This window comes from Micrococcus sp. LASM2_SD2, assembly GCF_057364565.1.
The window spans coordinates 1-2,293 of record NZ_JBNFOB010000298.1; the positions used below are offsets into that span (position 1 = coordinate 1).

Annotated in this window: 2 protein-coding genes, 1 pseudogene and 1 riboswitch; all 3 genes and pseudogenes read right to left on the reverse strand. The window is 75.0% G+C overall.

Annotation, left to right across the window (positions count from 1 at the left end; genetic code table 11):
• Positions 1-113: 113 nt before the first annotated feature.
• Positions 114-452: a hypothetical protein gene (locus tag AC2W7A_RS11645; RefSeq protein ID WP_485991488.1), complete on the reverse strand. Its 339-nt coding sequence runs from the start codon at positions 450-452 to the stop codon at positions 114-116.
• Positions 453-592: 140 nt separating this feature from the next.
• Positions 593-1,138 (reverse strand): annotated as a pseudogene (locus AC2W7A_RS11650) (ABC transporter substrate-binding protein); the annotation flags it as partial.
• Positions 1,128-1,964 (reverse strand): ABC transporter ATP-binding protein, encoded by an 837-nt coding sequence (locus AC2W7A_RS11655; protein ID WP_485991487.1) that lies wholly within the window; start codon positions 1,962-1,964, stop codon positions 1,128-1,130. The gene AC2W7A_RS11655 and the pseudogene AC2W7A_RS11650, both read right to left, overlap by 11 nt.
• A riboswitch (SAM riboswitch) is annotated at positions 1,958-2,078 on the reverse strand. (Overlaps the previous gene by 7 nt.)
• Positions 2,079-2,293 lie beyond the last annotated feature (215 nt).

Below are 2,293 nucleotides of genomic sequence, written 5' to 3' on the forward strand. Positions count from 1 at the left end.
CGCGGGACGTCCTGCCGCGGATCGGCGGCGGCGACGGGCTCCGGGGAGGCGGGGGGCCGCGGAGGCCTCGTCGGCGGCCGGACGGTCCGTGACGTCGGTCTGCAGGGTGCTGGTCATCGCGTGGCCTCCTCGGCGAAGCGGGGTGCGAACAGGGTCTCCAGGGCGGCGTCCACCTGCTCCTGGTAGTCGACGTCCCCGGTCTCCACGAGGATCTCCCCGGTGGCGGCGAGGGTGCCGCGGAGCTCCTCCCCGGGGACGGGGGAGACGTCGAGGTTGGTGCGCTCGGTGATGACGGTGCGGGCCACGTCCGGGTCGAGTCCCGCCTCCTCGGCCAGGATGGCCGCGGTGCGCTCCGGGTGCTCCAGGGCCCACGCACGGGCCCGCTCGTAGGTGTCCATGACGGTCTGCAGGCGGTCCGGGTGCTCGTCGATGAAGGACTCCGTGGCCTGCACCACCGAGAACGTGTTGAGCTCCAGGTCCCGGAACAGGAAGCGTGCGCCGGCGTGCTCGGCGCGCCCATGATCGGGTCCAGCCCCGCCCAGGCGGCCACGGAGCCGGCCTCCATGGCCTGGCGGCCGTCGGCGTGCTGCAGGTTCTGGATCTCCACCTCGGCCGGGTCGATGCCCGCGGCCCGGAGGGCGCGAACGGTGAAGAAGTACGGGTCGGTGCCGCGGGTGGCCGCCACGGACGTCCCGCGCAGATCCTCGAGGGACTGCACCGGGGAGCCCGGCGGCACGAGCAGCGCCGCCCACTCCGGACGGTTCGCGGTCGCCACGATCCGGGTGGGCGCTCCGTTGGAGCGGTTCAGCAGCGCGGCCACCCCGGCGGTGGAGCCCAGGTTCACGGCCTCGGCCCGCAGCAGTTCGTTGGCCTTGTTGGAGCCGGCCGAGAACACCCAGTTCACGCCGACGCCCTGCTGGGCGAACTCCTCCTCGAGCCACCCCTGGGAACGGATCACCAGGGACAGGGGGTTGTAGGTGGCGTAGTCGATGTTCAGCGTGCCCTCGCTCGTGGTGACGCCGTCGACGGAACCGCGGCCCTCGCCCTGGAGCAGGCAGCCCGAGGCGCCGAGCGTCAGCGGCACGGCCAGCATCCCGGAGAGCACGGCGCGCCGGGTCGGGTTCCGCTCAGTGCCCATGGTGGCTCTCCACCCCCAGTCCTTCGAGCAGGGCTGCCCGCAGCGCCACCAGCTCGGCGGCGGTGCGGTCGCGCGGGCGGTCCCCGGGCACGTCGATCACCTCGGCGATCGTGGCGCCGGCGGGAGCATCGGCGGCGGTGCCCCGGGACAGCAGCACCACGCGGTCGGCCAGCTGCAGGGCCTCCTCGACGTCGTGGGTCACCAGCAGGACGGTGGTGCCGGTGGCGGCGTGCACGTCGAGCAGGAGGTCCTGCATGCGCAGGCGGGTGAGCGCGTCGAGGGCACCGAACGGCTCGTCGAGCAGGAGCACGCCGGGGCGGCGGGCCAGGGCCCGGGCGAGCGAGGTGCGCTGTGCCATGCCTCCGGAGACCGCGCGGGGCCGGTGGTCTGCGAACGCGCCCAGGCCGACGAGGTCGAGCAGCTCCCGGACCAGGGCGTCGCCCTCACGGCGGGAGAGCCCGTGCGGCAGCCCGAGGGCGACGTTCTGTGCGAGGGTCCGCCACGGCAGGAGCCGGGGCTCCTGGAAGCCGACCGCGGTGCGGGCGTCGAACGCGGACACGGGCTCCCCGCCGATCAGCAGGTCCCCGTCGAAGCCGGTGTCGAGACCCGCCACGGCCCGGAGCAGCGTGGACTTCCCACAGCCGGAGGCGCCGAGCAGGGCGATGACCTCGCCGGGGGCGATCTCCAGGGACACGTCGCGCAGGGCGGTGTGGGCGCCGTCGCCGGTGCCGAAGGTGCGCCCCACGGCGTCCAGGGACACCGCGAGGCTGTGGCGGTCGGCTCCGCCGGCGGCGGACGCGCTGCGGGCAGGGGTGAGCACACTCATCGGTCATCTCCCATCGTCGCTGGCATTGGCACCGTGCCGCAGGCCCCGAGGAGCGGGGAGGCAGGGTTGCCACGGCGTCGTCGAGCCAGGTCTCTCGGCCGTTCTGGATGGATGCGGATGCCAGTGAAGCATGTCCCCGGCCGCACGGGGTTGTCCGGGGCGGGGACGGGCTCCGCGTGGTCACCGGGGCGTCACACACGGCCCGCCGCCGTGCCGGCAGGGCCCGGCGGCACGGTCCTTCGGGTCACCTGGTCCCTGTTCCGGACGTCGGCCCGGGGCGCGGTCCGGACCAGCCGGGACCGCGGGCCGAGGGCCGGCGCGCTCGGCCG